At 41.1% G+C, this 19,560-nt stretch carries 18 protein-coding genes; 15 read left to right on the forward strand and 3 right to left on the reverse strand.

Annotated features, from left to right (window positions below; all coding sequences use genetic code 11):
- The first annotated feature begins 148 nt into the window (after window positions 1–148).
- From V7R42_RS07825 to V7R42_RS07860, 8 genes are all read left to right on the forward strand, one after another.
- Window positions 149–526 (forward strand): hypothetical protein, encoded by a 378-nt coding sequence (locus V7R42_RS07825; protein WP_189408562.1) that lies wholly within the window; start codon window positions 149–151, stop codon window positions 524–526.
- 103 nt (window positions 527–629) lie between these two features.
- Window positions 630–1,127, forward strand: a complete 498-nt coding sequence (locus tag V7R42_RS07830) for a DUF411 domain-containing protein (RefSeq protein ID WP_024017190.1) — start codon at window positions 630–632, stop codon at window positions 1,125–1,127.
- On the forward strand, window positions 1,127–2,512 hold the full coding sequence (locus tag V7R42_RS07835) for a TolC family protein (protein WP_009575234.1): 1,386 nt from the start codon (window positions 1,127–1,129) through the stop codon (window positions 2,510–2,512). The genes V7R42_RS07830 and V7R42_RS07835 overlap by 1 nt, the downstream gene beginning before the upstream one ends.
- Window positions 2,512–4,266, forward strand: coding sequence for an efflux RND transporter periplasmic adaptor subunit (locus V7R42_RS07840; protein WP_334019629.1), 1,755 nt, complete (start codon window positions 2,512–2,514; stop codon window positions 4,264–4,266). Before V7R42_RS07835 ends, V7R42_RS07840 begins: the two co-directional genes overlap by 1 nt.
- Before the next feature lie 15 nt (window positions 4,267–4,281).
- Entirely contained in the window at window positions 4,282–7,443 is a 3,162-nt protein-coding gene (locus V7R42_RS07845) for an efflux RND transporter permease subunit (RefSeq protein ID WP_334019630.1), read from the forward strand.
- 38 nt (window positions 7,444–7,481) lie between these two features.
- Entirely contained in the window at window positions 7,482–7,829 is a 348-nt protein-coding gene (locus V7R42_RS07850; RefSeq protein ID WP_009575238.1) for a copper resistance CopC family protein, read from the forward strand.
- An 18-nt stretch (window positions 7,830–7,847) separates the two neighbouring features.
- Window positions 7,848–8,741 carry a copper resistance D family protein gene (locus V7R42_RS07855; RefSeq protein ID WP_118491396.1) on the forward strand — a complete coding sequence of 298 codons (894 nt, stop codon included), beginning with the start codon at window positions 7,848–7,850 and terminating at the stop codon, window positions 8,739–8,741.
- Between the two features lie 13 nt (window positions 8,742–8,754).
- Entirely contained in the window at window positions 8,755–9,225 is a 471-nt protein-coding gene (locus V7R42_RS07860; RefSeq protein WP_040816290.1) for a YybH family protein, read from the forward strand.
- A gap of 168 nt (window positions 9,226–9,393) precedes the next feature.
- Here V7R42_RS07860 and V7R42_RS07865 read toward each other — a convergent pair whose 3' ends face one another.
- The gene (locus tag V7R42_RS07865; RefSeq protein ID WP_147402509.1) at window positions 9,394–9,831 is read right to left on the reverse strand and encodes an ion channel; all 438 of its coding nucleotides are present in this window, start codon (window positions 9,829–9,831) and stop codon (window positions 9,394–9,396) included.
- A 147-nt stretch (window positions 9,832–9,978) separates the two neighbouring features.
- Between V7R42_RS07865 and V7R42_RS07870 the strand changes: the two genes are divergently transcribed.
- Together V7R42_RS07870 and V7R42_RS07875 are read left to right on the forward strand one after the other, a co-directional pair.
- Complete coding sequence (locus V7R42_RS07870; RefSeq protein WP_334019631.1) at window positions 9,979–10,509, forward strand: DUF305 domain-containing protein; 531 nt, start codon at window positions 9,979–9,981, stop codon at window positions 10,507–10,509.
- Window positions 10,502–11,230, forward strand: coding sequence for a glutaredoxin (locus V7R42_RS07875; RefSeq protein WP_334019632.1), 729 nt, complete (start codon window positions 10,502–10,504; stop codon window positions 11,228–11,230). The genes V7R42_RS07870 and V7R42_RS07875 overlap by 8 nt, the downstream gene beginning before the upstream one ends.
- Window positions 11,231–11,841: 611 nt before the next feature.
- Here the strand turns inward: V7R42_RS07875 and V7R42_RS07880 are convergent.
- Together V7R42_RS07880 and V7R42_RS07885 are read right to left on the reverse strand one after the other, a co-directional pair.
- Window positions 11,842–13,491, reverse strand: coding sequence for a Tn7-like element transposition protein TnsE (locus V7R42_RS07880; protein WP_334019633.1), 1,650 nt, complete (start codon window positions 13,489–13,491; stop codon window positions 11,842–11,844).
- A complete protein-coding gene (locus V7R42_RS07885; protein ID WP_334019634.1) occupies window positions 13,467–15,020 on the reverse strand; it encodes a TnsD family Tn7-like transposition protein in 1,554 nt (517 codons plus the stop codon). Before V7R42_RS07885 ends, V7R42_RS07880 begins: the two co-directional genes overlap by 25 nt.
- A 75-nt stretch (window positions 15,021–15,095) precedes the next feature.
- On the opposite strand from V7R42_RS07885, the gene V7R42_RS07890 reads away from it, so the two are divergent.
- The 5 genes from V7R42_RS07890 (at window position 15,096) to V7R42_RS07910 (ending at window position 19,550) form a co-directional block, all read left to right on the forward strand.
- The gene (locus V7R42_RS07890) at window positions 15,096–15,329 is read left to right on the forward strand and encodes a helix-turn-helix domain-containing protein (RefSeq protein WP_162889826.1); all 234 of its coding nucleotides are present in this window, start codon (window positions 15,096–15,098) and stop codon (window positions 15,327–15,329) included.
- A gap of 183 nt (window positions 15,330–15,512) precedes the next feature.
- On the forward strand, window positions 15,513–16,688 hold the full coding sequence (locus V7R42_RS07895) for an ImmA/IrrE family metallo-endopeptidase (protein ID WP_334019635.1): 1,176 nt from the start codon (window positions 15,513–15,515) through the stop codon (window positions 16,686–16,688).
- A 12-nt stretch (window positions 16,689–16,700) separates the two neighbouring features.
- Entirely contained in the window at window positions 16,701–17,222 is a 522-nt protein-coding gene (locus V7R42_RS07900) for a DUF4411 family protein (RefSeq protein WP_205422072.1), read from the forward strand.
- A 194-nt stretch (window positions 17,223–17,416) separates the two neighbouring features.
- The gene (locus tag V7R42_RS07905; protein ID WP_334019636.1) at window positions 17,417–18,403 is read left to right on the forward strand and encodes an LLM class flavin-dependent oxidoreductase; all 987 of its coding nucleotides are present in this window, start codon (window positions 17,417–17,419) and stop codon (window positions 18,401–18,403) included.
- Window positions 18,404–18,527: 124 nt separating this feature from the next.
- The gene (locus V7R42_RS07910; RefSeq protein WP_334019637.1) at window positions 18,528–19,550 is read left to right on the forward strand and encodes an ABC transporter substrate-binding protein; all 1,023 of its coding nucleotides are present in this window, start codon (window positions 18,528–18,530) and stop codon (window positions 19,548–19,550) included.
- Window positions 19,551–19,560 lie beyond the last annotated feature (10 nt).

Consider the following 19,560-nt stretch of genomic DNA (forward strand, 5'->3'; position numbering starts at 1 on the left):
AGCCTACTTCTAGCCTCGTCTATACAGTCATATCTGAATTGCTGATAACCGTTGTGCTCAGTTAGTTTTTTTTGAGAGGGAATGCTCTGTATCATTTACACAAACACAAGTTTAGATTATCATGATAAGGTATTTTTAAGAGAACTGTATGTTTAAACCACTTTCAAAAGTCTTAGTTGTTGTTGCCATGCTTACTGCCTTTGTTGGGCAAGCATTTGCTTATACATCTATGTCTTGTGAAATGTCGGCAGATTCTCATCAATCTCATATGACTATGGAACACTCTTCAATGAAGTCTCATGAAGGTATGGAACATGGTGATATGAAGGCTAGTGCTTCAAGTTCAAAAGACTGCTGCGACGTAGACTGTATTTGTCCTGCAAATGCATGTACATCAGTCACATTTTTGAATTCAAACAATGGTTCACCTGATATTTTGGGCTTTACTGAAGCTATAGTGAACCAAGGCGCTGAACACCCAAAGTCAATGTCTACTTCCCTTTTCCGTCCACCAATATTTGCCTAACACAGGGTTAGTGCGTCCAAAATTTACGCACAGAATAACTTTTCTTGTTAATTAATTAAGCGCTATTGCGCCTATATTTTATCCAGCATTGTCTGGGGGCAAAATGATCAAATTATTTTTTAAGTTAGCGGTAGCTATACTGCTAATACCAGCGTTTACTCACGCTACCGAGCATAATCATGAAAGTCATGTCGAAGCAAAGCTAATCGAGTTATTAGTCTACAAAACTCCGACTTGTGGATGTTGCAAAAAGTGGATAACCCATATTGAAGATGAAGGGGTGATTGCGCACTCCAAAGATTACCGCAACATCTCCAATATAAAAACTAAGTACGGTATCAAACCTAATTATCGCTCTTGTCATACAGCCGTTACTAGAAATGGCTTTGCGTTTGAAGGGCATGTGCCTGCCAAATTCATAAAACAATTTTTAGCTGAAAAACACAACAACGCCATTGGTTTGTCAGTCCCAGCGATGCCTGTTGGCTCTCCGGGGATGGAAGTAGGTGAACGTTTTATGCCTTATAACGTGTTGATTCTATTTAAAGATGGTACTAGCGAAGTGTATGCAGAGGTGAAAACCTATGAGGAGCAATTCTAATGAAATTTGGAATTCCAAGTCTGTTAAAGATTACTGTTAGTTTAATGATCGGGTTTTCTGCATTTTATGCCCAAGCAGAAAAGATCATTTCACTTGATCAGGCGATAGCATTAGCACAGCAAAATGACCCTTGGCTGCACGGCAGCAAGTTGAAACAGCAAGCTGTTGAGTATAACAGTATAGCTTCTGGAACATTGCCTGACCCTATTATGTCTGTGGGCATGATGAATTTACCAACAGATACATGGAACTTAGATCAGGAAGGTATGACTCAATTTAAAGTTGGAGTTTCTCAAATGTTTCCTAGAGGAGATAGTTTGGAACTCAAACGACAACAGCTAAAAATCGAATCAACTAAATACCCGCTGTTACGCGAAAATCGTAAGGCGAAATTGAAAAGTGAAGTTTCCCAACTTTGGTTAGACGCTTTTCTAGCGCAACAAACCATTAAGTTAATCGAGAACGATTGGGAACTATTTGAGCAGATGGCGGAGATAGCAAAAGCCAGTTACTCAAATGTGATTGGAAAAACAAGACAACAAGATGTCATTCGAGCACAACTAGAAATCGTTCAATTGGAAGATAGGTTGACAGTCCAGAGGCAAAAATTAGAAACCTCAATTGCTCGTCTAAACGAATGGCTTCATCTTTATGATGACAGTAACTATGAAAAAGCGTTTGATTTTGACGCGCAACCAATGGCATTCAATGTCTCAGAAACTCTACCTGAAATTCGATTGCAAACCCCCGCATTTTTAAAGAAGGCTCATTATTCGCGAAATGCTCTGGCATTAGAATTAGAAAATCACCCTGCGATTCGCTCAATTGATGTTCAGAAAAAAGTGACTGAAACAGCTGTTGATATAGCCAAACAACAATATAAGCCCCAGTGGGGAGTAAACGCCAGCTATGCCTATCGTGATGATATGCCATCAGGAGATAATAGAGCAGACTTGTTTTCTGTTGGTGTGACGTTTGATTTACCGTTATTCACTGAAAATAGACAAGATAAACAAGTTGCCGCATCAATCGCGGAAACAGAAGCTGTCAGAACAGAGAAATTGCTGTTAACAAAACAAATGATTAGCGAAATTGAAAAAGAGCTAAGGCAGCTGAAAAGACTATCAGAAAGGCAGTCAATATATAAAGAACAATTGCTTACGCAAACCCACGACCACGCAGAAGCTTCGTTGACTGCTTATACCAACGATGATGGTGATTTTTCTGAAGTTGTTCGAGCTAGAATCGCAATGCTTAATGCCAGAATTTCCGCACTAAAAATAGATGTTGATGCATTGAAAACAGTAACTCGTATCAATTATTTCTTCGCACAGTCACATTCAAAATCAGCACCCGCACACACTGGTAAATTCGGAGAGAAATAATGTCATCTAATACAAAAATAATTATCGCGATCATCATTGGTGCAGCAATAGGTGCTGGGACATTGGGTTTATTCCTAAATCCTAACTCTGAAGGACCGAAAACAAATTCTGAAGAGAAAAAGCCGCTTTATTGGGTTGCCCCGATGGATTCTAACTACCGCCGGGACAAGCCCGGTAAATCTCCTATGGGGATGGACTTAATTCCTGTGTATGAAGATGAATCATCAACTGATGACTTCGGCCCCGGTGCTGTTAGGGTCGCTCCTCATGTGGTGAATAATCTTGGTGTTCGTACCGCACCTGTTGAGCTAGAAAATATGCACACTGAAATCTCTACGGTGGGTTATGTACAATATGACGAAGATAAACTAATTCATATCCACCCACGTGTTGATGGCTGGATCGAAAAACTATACGTTAAGGCTGAGGGTGACCCTGTAGAAAAAGGTCAACCCCTTTACAGCTTATATTCTCCCCAGTTAGTTAATGCTCAAGAAGAATTGTTAATCGCCTTAAAGCGCAATAACGGCTCGTTAGTTACGGCAGCTAAAGATCGTCTTAAAGCCTTACAACTTTCAGCAGGCTTGATTAAAGAACTAGAGCAAACAAAAAAAGTTCAACAAACAATTACCTTTTATTCGCCTCAAGCAGGTGTTGTAGATGGGTTAAAAATACGAGAAGGTTTCTATGTGAAACCGGGAGATACTTTGCTTAGTATCGGCAAACTTGACCAAGTATGGGTAGAGGCTGAAGTGTTTGAACGAGATGCAGCGCTTATCAAAGAAGGGTTGCCAGTATCGATGACTCTAGACTACTTGCCCGGAGAAGATTGGACAGGTGTGGTTGACTATGTTTACCCAGCATTAAACAGTAAAACTCGCACACTTAGAGTTCGCTTGAAATTTAGTAATCCTGATTTTCAATTAAAGCCCAATATGTTCGCACAAGTTTCGATCCATGCGAATCAAGCCGACAGTGCGATTATTGTTCCTAAAGAAGCGGTCATACGCACAGGCAAGCAAGACAGAGTCGTCCTCGCCTTAGGTGACGGACAGTTTAAATCAATTGAGGTAACTATTGGTCGAGTTGATAAAGATAGTATCGAGATTCTGAGCGGTTTAAATGAAGATGATGTTGTTGTTACGTCTGCTCAATTCCTAATTGATTCGGAATCAAGTAAGTCATCAGACTTTAAGCGTATGACACATGATGAGGTGCCGAACTCTATCTGGATGCAAGGTGAAGTAAACAGCGTCATGACAGGACATCGTATGGTCAATATTACACATGGCCCGGCTGAAGCTTGGGATTGGCCGGAAATGACAATGGACTTTAATGTGGCTGAGAATGTTGATGTTGACTCTTTAAAGTCAGGTCAATCTTTACACTTCGAGGTGTCTAAAACCGAAGATAGTGGATATGAAGTAACTGGTATTCATATCATGAGTCAGCCAGAAGTATCCTCTGCAACAGTCTCAGGTTTAATTAATGAAATAACCTTAGGCAATCGCACTTTCAATATTAGTCGAGGCCCAATAGAGAAGTGGGATAGACCTGCTGCGACGATGGATTTTATCGTCGCGGAAAATATAGAAATAGCTGACTTTAATGTTGGTGACAACGTCACTTTCACGTTTGAAGTGAGAGATGAATTGGTTATCACTGAAATTTCCCTTGAAGCAAATGAAAAAAACAGCGACGAACATGAGACAAATCATGAACAGAAAGCTGTTGTCGATCATTCGAACCATTAAATAGGGAGATTAGTAATGATTGAATCAATAATTAGATGGTCAGTGGGTAACCGTTTCTTTGTGTTATTAACCACGCTTATCATCGCATTTGGTGGAATATTTGCGTTAAAAAATACACCTGTCGATGCGCTTCCTGACTTGTCAGATGTTCAAGTAATTATCAAAACGAGTTATCCGGGACAAGCACCTCAGGTAGTACAAGATCAAGTAACTTTTCCTTTAACTACTGCGATGCTTTCAGTACCGGGAGCACAAACGGTTCGAGGTTATTCGTTCTTTGGCGACTCATATGTCTACATCATATTTGACGACGACACAGACCTTTATTGGGCAAGGAGTCGTGTGTTGGAGTATTTGAGTCAAGTTGCTTCGAGTTTACCAGATGCAGCAAAACCACAGCTAGGGCCTGATGCAACAGGTGTGGGCTGGGTTTATATATATGCGCTCACTGATAAATCTGGTAATCATGATCTTAGTCAGTTGCGAAGTATCCAAGACTGGTTTTTAAAATACGAGCTTCAAACGGTTCCGGGAGTCTCTGAGGTCGCTGCAATTGGTGGCATGGTTAAACAATACCAAGTTCAAGTTGATCCAGATAAGTTGCGCGCCTACGGCATACCATTGACTCACGTTCAAATGGCGCTGAAAAGAGGTAACCAAGAAACAGGTGCGTCTGTTGTTGAAATGGCCGAAGCTGAGTACATGGTAACTGCCACAGGCTATATTCAATCCGTTGGTGACATCGAAAAAATACCGTTAGGCGTTAATGAGCAGGGCACGCCATTACGTATTGGCGATATAGCTGATGTTGGATTGGGTCCACAGATGCGCCGAGGGATAGCGGAGTTAAATGGTGAAGGCGAAGTTGTTGGTGGCGTTGTGGTAATGCGCTTTGGAGAAAACGCACAGCAAACAATTGATGGTGTAAAAGAAAAACTTGAATCATTAAAAGCCTCTTTGCCTGAAGGTGTTGAAGTTGTTCCTGTTTATGACAGATCTAAGTTAATTGAACGAGCGGTTAGCAATCTATCAGACAAATTGATTGAAGAGCTAATTGTGGTTGCACTAATTTGTGCGGCATTTTTGTTTCATCTACGTTCTTCCATTGTCGCAGTTATTACCTTGCCTTTAGGAATTTTGGTGTCTTTTATCATCATGTACATGCAAGGTATCAATGCCAATATTATGTCATTAGGTGGGATTGCAATAGCGATAGGAGCCATGACGGACGGTGCAATTGTAATGATTGAAAATATGCACAAGCACATGGAAGCTCTTAATAAAAAGGGCGTGCCATTGACGGATGAAAACCGTTGGCAAATTGTTGCTAAAGCTGCAAGTGAAGTTGGTCCAGCATTGTTTTTCAGTCTACTTATTATCACAGTGTCATTCTTACCAGTCTTTATTCTAGAAGCTCAAGAAGGAAGAATGTTTGCCCCTCTTGCATACACTAAAACCTATGCGATGGCTGCATCCGCTGGATTGGCAATAACTCTGGTTCCCGTTCTTATGGGATATTTTATTCGTGGAAAGATTATATCGGAAAAGAAAAACCCATTGAACCGCGTACTGACCGCTCTGTATATGCCTGTGTTAAGACAGGTTATGAAATTTCCAAAATCAACCATTGTAATTGCGTTATTGGTTACCGCCGTGGGTTTTTGGCCTGTTAATAAGATTGGCAGTGAATTCATCCCGCCTTTAGATGAAGGTGACCTGATGTATATGCCAACAACTTACCCCGGTATATCCATTGGTAAAGCTCGCGAATTATTACAACAAACGGACAAGTTACTTCGCACAGTGCCTGAAGTCGAGACCGTTTTTGGCAAAGTCGGTCGGGCTGAAACTGCTACTGACCCTGCCCCTTTAACGATGATTGAAACTTTCATTCAATTGAAACCACAAGAGCAGTGGCGAGACGGAGTAACCACTGAAAGTTTAAAAGCTGAATTTGATGAATTGGTTAAATTACCCGGCTTAACAAATGCTTGGGTGATGCCAATAAAAACCCGGATAGATATGCTAGCGACGGGTATCAAAACTCCTGTTGGAATAAAGGTAGCAGGACCTGACCTTGATAAGATTCAAGAAATAGGTCAGCAAATTGAACAATTGTTACCAGCGGTAGAGGGAACAGCATCGGTTTATTCCGAGCGTGTAGCTGGCGGCCGTTATATCAAGATAGATATTTCTCGTGAAAAGGCGAGTCGATTCGGGTTAAATATTGCTGATGTTCAGCAGGTGGTATCGACGGCTATTGGAGGCATGAATGTCACTCAAACTGTGGAGGGACAAGAGCGTTACCCTGTCAATTTAAGATATCCACAAGACTATAGAGATTCGCCTGAGCAACTCGCTAGATTGCCTGTTATTACTCCGAATGATCAGCGTATCGCATTGGGAGATGTAGCAGATATCCGTGTTGAGAATGGCGCTCCGGGAATAAAAAGTGAAGACGCTCGCATTAATGGCTGGTCATTTATTGATATCGAAGGCGTGGATGTCGGGACATATGTAGAGAATGCTAAAGAGTACCTTGAGCAAAATCTAGAAATTCCAACAGGTTACTCAATCTCTTGGGCTGGGCAGTATGAATATATGGAAAGAGCAAAAGAAAAATTGACATTTGTTTTGCCCTTAACGCTAGCCATTATTTTGATCTTGCTCTATTTGAATTTCCGCTCGTTTAGCGAAGTAGCCATTATTGTCGTGACATTACCTATGGCAATGATTGGTGGCTTATGGCTAATGTATTTGGAAGGATTTAACTTTTCCGTCGCTGTAGGTGTTGGTTTTATTGCGCTAGCAGGTGTTGCCGTAGAGATTGGAGTCATCATGCTGGTTTACTTGAATCAAGCTCTTACAGATCTCAAGGAAAAAGCGACCGAGCGAGCAGAACAGATTTCTGACGCAGATTATCAAGATGCCTTGTTACATGGCGCTGGTTTGCGTGTACGCCCTGTCATGATGACCGTGGCAACAATCATCATCGGTCTATTACCTATTTTATATGGAACAGGCACTGGTTCGGAGGTCATGAGTCGCATCGCAGCACCTATGGTCGGTGGGATGACGAGTGCAGTGTTACTAACTCTCATTGTACTGCCTGCTATTTATTCAATTGTTAAAAAGAGAGAAATAAATTTCTTTAATCAAGAGTTATCAAAAAGCTAAATTTAGTCGTTAAACCATAAATTTTAAAAGAGGTAAATATGAAAGCATTAATCAAAATCTTAGCGGTAATCAGCGTTGTTATTAGTAGCGCTGTGTTCGCACACGTAAATCTTGAAAAAAGTTCGCCTTCGGATAATGCAATGTTAATGACATCCCCAGAGGAACTTACACTTAAGTTCAGTAAAGAAGTGCGTTTAGTCAAAGTATCGTTAAAAAATAAGCAGGGAAAAAAAGTAAAGTTTGGCTTTCAACCTTCAAAAGAAGCGAGCAGTGAATTCTCATGGAAGCTACCTCAGTTGGCTCCAGCCAATTACATCGTAGATGTCACTTTCTTAGGTAAAGATGGTCACAAGATGAAGGACAACTTTGGCTTCATGGTTCATTAATTAAGTAGAGTAATTACTATGGAAATTTATATCTGGAATACGGTCATAGTGCTGACGAAAACTGCGTTCTACGTTGGCTTTGCCTGTATTGCTGGATATACATTTTTTGGCAATGTGTACGGCGGTAATACTTTGGAAAATGGAGAAAGAAGATCATTTAGTCAGATAACCCTTATTGCCGCCTTAATAGCTTTTCTAGCAAATGCAATTTGGTTCTTTGCTAACACTGGCGCAATGGTTGAAGAAGGAATAGTAGGAGCGCTAGACCTAGATATGATTAGTATCATGTGGGATTCGTCAATAGGCGATACCACACTATGGCGCTTGATTGGCCTGATTGGGGTTGCGATAGTAGTAATTTCTTCTCAATTTTGTGTTTGGAAGCTTACTAAATTTGTCTTAAACGCCGTGCTTGTCATATGTCTATTTTTTCTTTCTTATTCATTTACTTTGGCTGGACACGTTTCCGTCATGGGGGTCTTTGAAAAAGGTCTATTAATGGTGCATGTCATTGTAATGGCGTGGTGGTTTGGTGCCCTTTACCCTCTTAAAAAAGCCTGCAATAAGTTGGAATTCGAAAAGCTTTATCAATTGATGGAAAGGTTTGGAAAACAAGCTAGTGTCATGGTAAGTCTGCTCTTAATCGCTGGCTTATTATTGGCAATTCAGTTGGTGGGTGGATTAGATGCTCTGCTATTTACTAATTATGGACAAACCATATTAGTTAAATTGTTGTTAGTGATTTGCGTAATGAAGATAGCCGCTACACATAAATTGAAATTAGTCCCGCAGCTCAAAAATAATGATGACAGAAAAACATTATCCAAATCAATCTCAATTGAAATGTTTGTAGCTATTGCCATTTTATCTGTAACAGCAGTGCTTACTAGTATTGTCGGCCCTGTAAATTAAACCTGAAAAGAGAATGAAAATGAAAAAAAGAAATATACTACTCGTTTTATTAATGACGGTTAGCTTTGTAGTTCACGCTCATGGTGACAAACAAAAAGATAAAGGAATGCTTAAAGGGCTGGATACCCCAGCTGCAAAAGTTGTATTAGCTTTTCATGAAGCGTTAGAAACAAGTAACAAAGAGCTTGCGCGTGCTCAATTAGCTGATGATGTCACCATTTATGAGGGCGGTCGTGTTGAAAGAAGCGCAGACGAATACGCTCATCATCATATGTTGTCTGACATGAAGTACTTGGCGGCTATGAAGAGCGAAACATTAGAGCACCAAGTGACAGTTCTTGGTAATACTGCGATATCGGCCTCGCGTAGTCATACTACAGGCTCTTACAAGGGTAAAGAGCGCGATTACGAAGGTATGGAAACAATGGTGCTGGAAAAACAAAATGGTGAATGGAAAATCAAGCACATTCATTGGTCTCATTAAATTATTGGTAAAAAAGACTGAGAATAAAATTGACTTCACCACAGTGTTATCTGTGCGAAGCTTTGAGAAAAAATGGAACCCAGTATTATCAGGAGTGCGCTAAAGCTTGTCGCAACTTAATTGATATATGTCGGAAAACCGTGAAATCGTGCTGTTGTTCGTAAGAGTTTAATTGCTTTTTTTGTTTGGAATTTCTTGCGAAAAAAGTTTGTAATAAAACGTAGCAGACCATGTCAGCATCATAAAGCCTAGAAGTGATTGCATCGCTGTGATGAATTTAATATGGCCTTCGGGGTTGAACTCACTCAACCCTAGGGTCGTCATAGTCACTAATGAATGGTAAAAGTAATCTCTGAAAATTGGTTTAAACGCTTTAGTAAATTCACCAAGCTCAAGGAGTTGGTGAGCAGCCCAATATATGCCTGTAAAGTAAAATGACTCAACAATATGTACTGCAAATATTATAAGTAATGCAAGCATCGCCTGCCATACCGAAAGACAGCAGTCACATTTTACATAATACCGTTGAAGTCCGTACAGTACATAGTAATGTGTCAAACAGGCCGCTAAGACGCCAACTAGTGCGATTAAAACTGCTAAAACCATTGATCCCCTCTGCTTAACTCAAACTGTCAAACCCTCATAGGTTCATAATGTTGGTTCGCTATTTGCTATAATTCAAGAATTTGGTTTTAAATGGCTTAAGTACGGCCAGATTTATGTAAAGTTTACAAATCTTAATAAGGATTGCTAATGAAATATTCCAAGTTTGCAGCGATTATTATCACCTCTACTATTGCAATGTTCATTATGATGTATCTTAACACCTATACTGTTTCGCATATTTGGTTCAGCGAAACACGCTCGTATATGGCGCTCTATATGGGGGCGGGGATGGCCATAATTATGTTGGCGTTTATGCTGGGAATGTACACCAATAAGAAAATAAATACAGCGATTTTTATTGGGGCGGCATCTGTATTCTTGGTGTGCGTCTATTTGGTTCGCTCTCAGACAACGGTAGCAGATTCTTCTTACATGAAAGCGATGATACCGCATCACTCAATTGCAATATTGACTAGTGAACGTTCAGGCATTGAAGACGTTCGCGTCAGGGAGTTAGCCGATAACATTATCAAGGCCCAGCGCAAGGAAATTAAAGAAATGGAATGGTTAATTAAAGACATTGAAGCCAATGGTAAGGCGATCACACAGGCTGAAGCATCCCAAAGACCAGTTCCATCGTTTGAGGGTAAAGTCGGAAAAGGAGGGGAAGATGAGTAAAACAGTTAAACTATATAGAATGGTGACTGATGAGCATATTTGTCCCTATGGTTTGAGATCCAAAGACTTGTTAAAGAGGCAAGGATATGAAGTAGAAGATCATGAACTCACCTCTAGACAAGAAGCTGACGAATTTAAAGCCAAGCATGATGTACAAACGACCCCACAAGCTTTTATCGACGGCCAACGAGTTGGCGGGTACGATGATTTGAGAGAGTATTTCAATAAAGGTGAAGCAGGGCAAACGGGTACGACGTACACGCCTGTTATCGTCATATTTTCAGTAGCAGCACTTCTGGCTATAGCCGTACAATACTTCGTTGCTGGTTCTTATATTTCTATCAGAACCTTGATGCTATTTATTGCATTTTCGATGACCTTTTTAGCGGTGCAAAAATTAAAAGATTTATACAGCTTTACAAATTCTTTTATCACTTATGATTTGTTAGCGATGAAATGGATAAGATATGGCTATATTTACCCATTTATAGAAGCATATGCAGGGATCGGGATGGTTGCCCAACTGCCGGCGCTGGCAGTAGCTCCTTTCTCATTATTCATTGGAACAGTGGGTGCAATATCTGTCTTCAAAGCGGTGTATATTGATAAACGGGAATTAAAATGTGCTTGTGTCGGTGGTGACAGCAGCGTTCCCCTTGGTTTTGTATCGCTATCTGAAAATTTATTTATGATAGCGGGCGCACTGATTATGTTGTTTTGATAATGTGTTTTAAGACTCGTTAGAGGTCACTAGACAGTTGCATAGCCGCCAACAGTCGAAATATTTAGAGCGTCTCGCTACCTTTTTTAGTGGCCGTAATTGGTACGAACACCACAGGCGGCTTGACGCTGCGCGGTGACGCAACAATACACAGTATTAAGATTCCTCTATTACGTCGTTTGGTGTCAACTATAAAGGTTATACTCAGGTCATATCTGACCTACCAATTTAAAGGTATGGATCCGATTTAATCGGTCAGTCCGTTCAGAGGGATTGCCCATCACGAAAGTGTCTAATAATCAGAAAGGAGCCAGTGGAAGGCGCTGGAAACGCCTCTCACTGGTATTGCGACAGTACAATATCCTCAGCTTTACTATAGCTATTGCTCATGATTTAAGCAAAAAATTCAGTAAGTGACCCCTTAAGGGCTGATTCACCATAAAAAACCGCAACCGCGCCAGATCGCTCTTCGCATTGCCGTTAGCGTAAAAACGCTGATATGCGGGGCGAATACCGACCTCCACCATGCGTCTGTAACACATCATGTAGTACACAACTACCTAGCTTCGATGTCGGTCTCTCGCTACATGCTTTCTGTAAACTAGCATCATTTATATTCTATTGATGGTTTTAATTGTATCGTTTGCCCATTTCGTAACTAGCTGTTTATTCATATTAAAAGGCGAAGAGCTTAGGCTAGGTGGGTGACGTGCAAAAGCAGATTTTATTTTATTCTTCTTTAGGAATTCTCTCGGCCAATTAAGCGAGTTATCTACCAAAGATAAAAGAATTGGATCGACCCTACTTCTAGCTTCATCTAAGCAACCATATTTGAATACCAGAGTTGATAGATGCTTAGTGTCTTTGCTGCAATTGTCAGCGGCAATGTAATCACTCAAATCAATTTCTATCAATGTAAAAGATTCCAGAGTTGAAGTGTCTCGTAAATGAGCTATTGCAGATAGTCGTGGTGCTTTGTTTGGTTTCTTAAGGTGTACCCTTGAGTGTCCTACCTTGCTTAGTTGCTTTGTTTCGAATCCTGCTAGTGCAAAATGTGGCTTTTGTGCAATTATATTGACCATTTCCCTAAATTTGTCAAAAACTGATACGTCAGCCATGTCGCTGGTGTTGCTTGACGTACTCACTGGCACAGCTAATCCTAAAATGTCTGGCAGATCCGTACTAGCAATGTCGCTCCCAGAAACTTCTCGCTCAGTATCATTCACAACTAGCCGTATCTTTCCGCTTTTAGTAAGCGTGTTGGCAGATCGCGATGGTTCCAGAGAAAATTCTGAACTGCTCTTAGACTCAACAATTCTCGCGGGCAGAAAAGTGCTCGCACTTTGTTCGTCGTCAATTTCATATAGTTCAGGTGTGGAGCCTTCTTCACGCTTAGCATCATCTGACTTTTTGACTGTGGTAGTCAACCAGTCACGACTAACAAACCGAATGGTCTCTGGCAGTGAGTGAGGAACTTTGCTCAAGCTTGTTATTTCGCTGACGATTTGAATCGGATTTTGCTTGAAAATACCACCGTACTTAAGTACTTTTGCGCTTAAAACACAACCATGGAGTGTTGGAGCGTCGAAACCAAACGTCCACCATGTAGTGTAAGTATCACGGTTTGAAGCTGTTTTCCCCTTAATCGATTTTCGATATTTCAGAAAATTTTCGTTTATCGATAAGAAAGCCTTGCGCCCTGCTTTATCTGCCAGCGTATAAGCGAATTTATTGGCATTAAAAATTCGCTCAAACTGACCTTTCGTTAGTTGGGCTGTCGGATTGACCTGAACGATAAGGTTTTCCGAGTCTGGTGTGAAAGTATAGAAGTCGATTGCTAACGATGTTGGTTCGAGAGCATAGTGAAATATCTTACTATTCTGGAGAAATAGTATTCTTGCGAGTTCTAACTGAGGTATGGCCACATAACCCTTATTTGTTTCAACTATTAAATAGCGCTCGAATCTTTTGATTCCGTCTACTGGTGGAAGTTGAAGATCCACGCCACTCTTGTTACCAACAATTTTTCGCCACGCGAACGTTGTTATTTGTGTTGGAATTTGAGCATTTTCTGTTCTGTTATATTGCTGCCCGACAGCAAGATCTGGGATAAGAGAAGCTAAAACAGATTTTATTTCTGAATTCTTGAATCTGACCTGTATATACCAGTCAGCTTTATTTGGAGGCCTGAAAAGCTTACCGAGGTAAAGTAACTCATCGTTATCTTCTATACCTTTTATTTTGTATTTTTTATAATCCAATCGATACACCAGCCGCATGTTGTTGTTACGACCGATGATATTGATCTTTGTGTATTTATTCTAGCGGCTCGGTATAGCTTCCATGGATTAACGCGTATATTTTTGGCGGTAAAAAAGCGAGCGCTTTGGATCAATCTTCTGCATTGATAGTCTTCATAAGGCTCACTGTAAGCCTTTAAAAATTTGTTGGTTAAGGGAAGTTGGCGAAGGTTTTTTTCTATAGTCGCCGAATTGGGCAAGCACGAAAGAAACCATCTTCTCGACCGCCGTGGTGAGTAAATGTCATTTTCTTCGTATAGTGCACGAAATAATAGCTTACACATCGCGAAGTCACGTTTCTGCCAAGAAACTCTGATCAGATCAACCTTTCGCTGAACTCTGTGCTGATGATTAACCTGCAACAACCAGCGTTTGTCAGCCCTGTAGAGTGCAGTATAAAGCTTCTCACTATCACAGTTTGAATACCGGGCGGCTTTCGGTCCGTACTGCCGTAAAAGATTTAGCCATGCATGTTTCCAATTTTCCAACGTTTCTTCTGAATGCTGAAATGAGCTTTTGCTATAGTTTTTTGGGTGTTGTATTGAAGGGGTCGGTGAATTCGTAAGAGCGTCCCACCAATTACCGATATTTCCGTTGAAAAAGGGTAGTGCTGCAATCATATGCATCACATACATATGTTGTTTTCTGTGTTTTCTGAAAAGTGATGCGACATTGCCGTCAAAATAAGACTTTGTAAAACCCAGCTTCTTTAGCCATCTCCATGTCCAGTAGCCTTTGATAAAATGTGAGATGTCGTTTTGCCTTAAGTAATGGCCTCGGTTGAAATTTCTTTCTAGGGCAAGCTGACAATAAAAATTAGTTAGTTGAGGAAAACTGAACTGATGATGATTGTGCATCAAATGCATGGTTGTCTTGGCGATTAAGTGTTCCTGCCAGACAGCCTTTTTGATATGAATTTCGGTTTCGGAACCGAAGGCTAGGTCGTCCAATAAAGGCCGGAACGTATGTCGACTCAGACCATGAATAGCATCGCTTGTTAAAACGAAGTGCACGCCATGTAGGGGACAGCAATTCGTAAATAGTCCAAACCAGCGCCTGTCCCAAAAAGGTTCACCGAAAAGCTCCAATTGTTCCTTAACGCATACTGGACAGTGTCGAAAGAAATGATTCTGTTTCAGTGCGCATGTAGCTATACCTAAACTCGTTGTGTATGTGTTGTTTTTACAAGCAAGCATTTGAGTAAACATCTTTTCTTTAATTCTGGCCTCGCTGAAAGCGGTATAAAGAGGAAATAATGTGTGCTTACTTATGATGTCTGTTGCTGAAAACATCGTAGAAGGTCTAACATTCTCAACGGCACGAGCTATGCCGTTAGGCATTTCTGGTGATGCGATAACAGTCTTCTTTCTGAAAACGTCCTCCAGCAGTAACTTGTCTGGCAGTAAGCCACACCGAACTTTATAACGAGCTAGTACGCTGTAGAACAGCTCGTTTGGGTAAGGCTCTGGAAATAGCGGTAAAGTTACCATAAGTCCCCAATTTCGGGACAATTATGTTTGTCATCATAATAGGGACAAAACACTTTGTCACTTTTTTGGGGACAAATGATAAAATCAACAAACCATCAGAGTTACCAGAAGCTGATTGCTTGGCTTAAAAAGTCCCGTCTCGATCGAGGACTAACCGTTAGGCAGCTTGGTGAGTTGTTGAACGAACCTTTTCAGTTTGTGAGTAAAGTGGAGAAGGGACAGAGAAATTTGTCAGTACATGAGTATGTGCAGTATTGTGAGGCATTGGGTATTGACGCGTGTATAGGATTAAAAGTTTTTAGTCGGTAAAAATGATCGATGAATAATTTTGAGACTTATACGGTAGTGACGGGTATATTTGCACTTAAGTGTTTGAAGAAGTTTGTTAAACTTCTGACGAATTTTATCGCTTTTTATGGTCTAAATACAAAGTAATCGAAGTATGTCTTACGGTGTCGTAGGGTCTTAAAAAGTAATTAGCAGGAAAGGAAAGTGTTAAAAGTTAACGGAAAAATGCTTACTTGGGCGAGAGAAGATTGTGGTCTTTCTTTGGAAGATGCAGCGCTTAAGCTCGGATATAAAGATAGTAAGCAAAGTTCAGCTGCTGAAAAATTACTTCACGTCGAGAAAACTGGAGAAATATCTAAATCCGCATTTACTAAAGCACAAACAACTTACCGTAAGCCTGTATTAACTTATTACCTCAATGAGCCTCCGATTCCTACTAGTGTTGGAGAAGACTTTAGAACGCCTGAAAGTGCTAGTGACCCTAGGCAAAACAACATAGTGAAAGCAATACTCTCTAATGTTGTAGCTAGGCAAAGCATGATCAAAGAGCTTTTGGTGACTGAAGATGAAGTTCAGCATTTGAAGTTTATTGGCTCTTTGAACATGAGCATGGAACCAGAAACTGCCGCTACAAAAATAAGAAAGTTATTTGACATTACTCTCACCGAGTACAGAAAAGGCACTGATTATGGACGCTCCTTTAATTATTTAAGAAAGAAAATTGAAGCAAAGGGAATTTTTGTACTGATAAAGGGAAACTTAGGCAACTATCACAGTGATGTTGAGGTCGGTACGTTTCGCGGTTTCGCTATCAGTGATGAAATAGCTCCATTTATTGTTATTAATCATCAGGAAGCAAAAAGTTCCAGAGCATACACTCTACTTCATGAGCTAACTCACGTCTTATTGGGCAAGACAGGCATCAGTGCTGATGTAGGCGAAGATAAAGTTGAAAGGTTTTGTGATAGGGTCGCGAGCCTCGTTTTATTGAGTGATCATGAGTTAAAATATTTTTCTCCGGCAACCGAACTGTTTTCTCAACTATCCAAAGACATAAGTGACTTTGCCTTAGCTAAGAAAGTTAGCAGTACTCAAGTTGCATATCGCCTTTTTCAACTTCACAAAATTACGAGTAGTGCATACAGGAAGCTATGTAAATTCTATTACGAGCAATGGCTTAGTAGTAAAAAGGCCGAACGCAACAAAGATGGCGGCGGTCCAAACCAAAATGTAATTAAGAAAAGCTACTTAGGTGGGATAGTCGATTTTGTTCATAGAATGTTTGAGTCCGGTGCTATTAGCTCCACTCAAGCAGGCATTGTGTTGGATACGCACCCAACTCGTTTGGGCAATTTTTTCAATAACGCTACCCCCCATTGATAAGGAAGTCATTTGCTATATTTAATGGACGCCAATACTTTCATTGAGGCAAAAGAGCTTTATTACCCTTTCGATATTGTTCCTGAGTATTGGGATTGGTTGGTTTATCAAGGTAGTCTTCAAAACTTAAAAGTACCCGTCGAAATATACACTGAAATAAATGGGGCAAATCAAGATAAAAAATATCATGATGAGCTAGCGAAATGGGCTCGGACAGTAGACGTAAAGAGTAATCTGGTGCTCGATGAAGAATTAGATTACGGTTTGGTTAATACTGTAATTACACAAGGGTATGTCGCTTCACCTACGGAGGCAGATTTGCTGAAAATGGGTAGAGATCCATTCTTAATTGCATACGCACTAACAGACCCTCAAAACATTACTGTTGTGACAACCGAAGCAAGCAAGCCAACAAAAAAAGGAGCTAACCGTCATGTACCGGATGTTTGTAAACATTTCGGAGTGCAATGCTGTAACACCTTTAGCTTGGTTCGCTCACTTGGTTTTTCTACCAATTGGAAAAAATCTGTGTGATAACAGTAGTCGCCAAAAAAGAGTTTTTTATTCGTGCTACAGGCTTGTTACCAAATATAATATACTATGAACTACTTAAATTAATATACGCCTACACCTCCCTAACCGTCTTCCATCACCAAAACGCCCGTTGTAAAACGGGTAGTGAGTTCATACTTATAAACTATCATTAAGTTTCAACATTGCGGGGCAATATGGCTATTCCATTTTCACTGCTAGATTTGGCGCCAATATCCGAAGGGTTTGCTGTGAAAGACGCGCTACATAACTCAAAGCTGATGGCTATGGAAGCTGAACGCAGTGGCTATGAACGTGTGTGGTTAGCCGAGCACCACGGCATGCGAGGTGTAGCCAGCTCCGCCACCTCGGTAGTGTTAACGCACATCGCTAATGCCACCTCTAACATAAAAGTTGGCGCGGGTGGTATTATGCTGCCTAATCATGCACCTTTAGTCATTGCTGAACAATTTGGCACCTTGGCTGAATTGTTTCCCAATCGCATAGAGCTTGGGCTAGGTCGTGCACCAGGCACTGATATGGCAACTGCACGCGCGCTTCGCCGTAACCTACAAAACGACGTAGATAATTACCCAGAAGACATTCAGGAACTTCAGCATTATTTAGGTACCCCAAAAGATGGGCAGCCAATCATTGCAGTGCCTGGAGCGAATACACATGTGCCCCTGTGGTTGCTTGGCTCTAGCTTATACAGTGCCCAAGTGGCGGCCAAGATGGGGCTGCCATATTCGTTCGCTTCGCATTTTGCGCCCGACGCCCTATTCGATGCACTTCATGTTTACCGCCATATGTTTAAACCGTCGTCTCAATTATCAGCACCAAAAGCGATGGCGGGTGTAATGGTGGTGATTGCTGAAACCGATGAAGAGGCAGAATTGTTATACACGTCGGTGAAACAGCAATTTATGAACATGCGACGCGGCCTTAACAAGCCTTTCGCTAAGCCTATGCGTAACTTTGATGAATATTGTACGGCGACTGACGAAGCAATGTTATCGAATGTATTGAGGTATGCGTTGGTAGGGTCGAAGGAAACGGTGCAAAACAAGCTAGCTCAGCTTGTTGAAGCGACGGAGATTGATGAAATTATCGTGTCTATGCCTATTTACGATATAGAAGCGCGCTTGTTTAGCGTTAAAGCGTTTGCAGATATCGCTTCTTAGTTTTTAGGAGCTCATTCCTAGTGTCGAATATTAGGTTATAACTTCCTCTATGAATGACCTTCGAATAGCTTTATGATACGTCTATATGTACGTATTTTCAGTTAGTTGTGTTAGAGCTACCGTCATGACAAAGGTTTGGTTTTCCTTTTTTTTCGCTTTATCTTCTATGGTGTGGGGCACAACTGCTGCCTTGGCGAAAGAAAGGCTAGACCTTATTGTTCTTGAAACATTGCCTGTTCCAATTGTTGCAGAGTCTCGGACTGAGTTCGAAAAGGAACTTGTTCGAATTATGCCCGACTATGAGATCAACGTAACATCGTATAATGCCGAGGGCTCTGAAGTTCGCGCTAAGGAAATTCTTGCCGAACTGGCTCTTAAGCCAGCCCCCGACCTGATTGTATCTATTGCTACTCTCGCTACTCGAGCGCTGAACGCGTCTGAGGAGTTTATTGATACGCCAAAGCTATTTATGGCGGTCTCTGCACCCGTCGAGGAAGGCATAGTCTCAGCTATTGGAGCGGTCAGTGAACGCAACATGACCGGCGAGTCGCATGTACTGGATGCGAAAGTAAAGCTAGACATGTTAGATGGTGTGCTTAGAGCATCAAACCCAATGTCACCCTTCACCATAGGGTTAGTACATTCAACTTACCCCTCATCGAGTAATTTGGTAAACCAACTGCTTGCGTTAAACAACGATTATAAAAATATAAACTTAGTCGCGGTCAGCACGCCATATATAGAAGGTGATGATGGGCTGGTTGAAATGACCGACAACATTATCGGCAGCTTACAGCAAAAAGCAAATGAACTAGATGGTTACTGGCTCTCCTCAGGTCCGCTAGCAGAAGCGAAGGGGTTAGTGGAGAAGGTAAAAAACGCTAGTGGGCTTCTTCCTTTATTTGCTGAGAGCATTGCTACCGTGAAAGAGGGGGCGCTTATAGGTGTGGTATCTGAACCGGCGAGCATTGGAAAGTCAGCAGCAAGAAAAGCCAAGCTGATACTAGAGAAAAAATCGGCGAGGGGCATTCCCGTTAATAAAATGGATAAATACACGGTTGCGGTGAATGTATCTACGGCAATTAAACTGCAGTTGCCGATTCCTTCAAATTATTTGAGACTGTCAAAAAAACATGTGTATCAATAAGGCATAATTA

It is taken from the genome of Alteromonas sp. S015 (assembly GCF_036864485.1).
GTDB lineage: Bacteria > Pseudomonadota > Gammaproteobacteria > Enterobacterales > Alteromonadaceae > Alteromonas.